Origin of the sequence: Streptomyces ruber (assembly GCF_014648075.1) — a bacterium.
In the GTDB taxonomy this organism is placed as follows: Bacteria; Actinomycetota; Actinomycetes; order Streptomycetales; family Streptomycetaceae; genus Streptomyces; species Streptomyces ruber.
The window spans coordinates 1-668 of record NZ_BMQK01000070.1 but is presented as its reverse complement, the minus strand read 5'-3'; the positions used below and the strand labels follow the sequence as shown (position 1 = coordinate 668).

Sequence of the window (668 nt, the reverse complement as noted above, 5' to 3'; positions counted from 1 at the left end):
TATCTTGATAACCTTCACGTCTGCATGACCGATGCCACATGCTATGAAAGCCACATGCGTTTTCCTACGGACATGAAACTCCTTTGGGAAAGCCTCGAATGGCTCTACAGGCATATATGCCGGCATTGCAGGGAGCTGGGCATAAGGCGTCCGCGCAACAAATACAGGAATGTGGCGGAATCCTATCTGTCCTACTGCAAGAAAAGAAAGAGGAGAGCTTCAAGGGCAAGAATGCTTAAGCGCCGTATGATCAAGCTTCTTGAAAAGCTCCTCAGTCAAAGGGATGGGATCCATAGCGAGTACGGTGCTTTACTCCGATATACCCAGGATTATCATAAGCGTCTTTCCATCATCAGAAAGGTGCTTGTACAAGAAAAGGAAATGTTTGAAGGGCGGAAAGTCAGTGACCGCATCGTCAGCATTGACCGTCATTATGTACGTCCCATCGTCAGAGGCAAGGAAACCAAGTCCGTCGAGTTCGGTGCAAAGGTCAATAATATACAGATAGACGGCATATCGTTCATCGAACACCTCTCGTTCAAGGCATTCAATGAGGGTATACGCTTGAAGGACTGTATCCGCATGCAGCAGAAGCTTATGAATGTAAGGGTAAGATGTGTGGCTGCCGATTCCATATATGCCAATAATGCCAACAGAAAGTTCTGTAC

1 protein-coding gene is annotated in these 668 nt (G+C 46.9%); it reads left to right on the top strand.

Annotated elements, in window-relative coordinates; genetic code table 11:
* Nucleotides 1-24 precede the first annotated feature (24 nt).
* The coding region (locus IEZ04_RS34410) for a transposase family protein (RefSeq protein ID WP_506004868.1) at nucleotides 25-668 on the top strand (644 nt) is incomplete at its 3' end.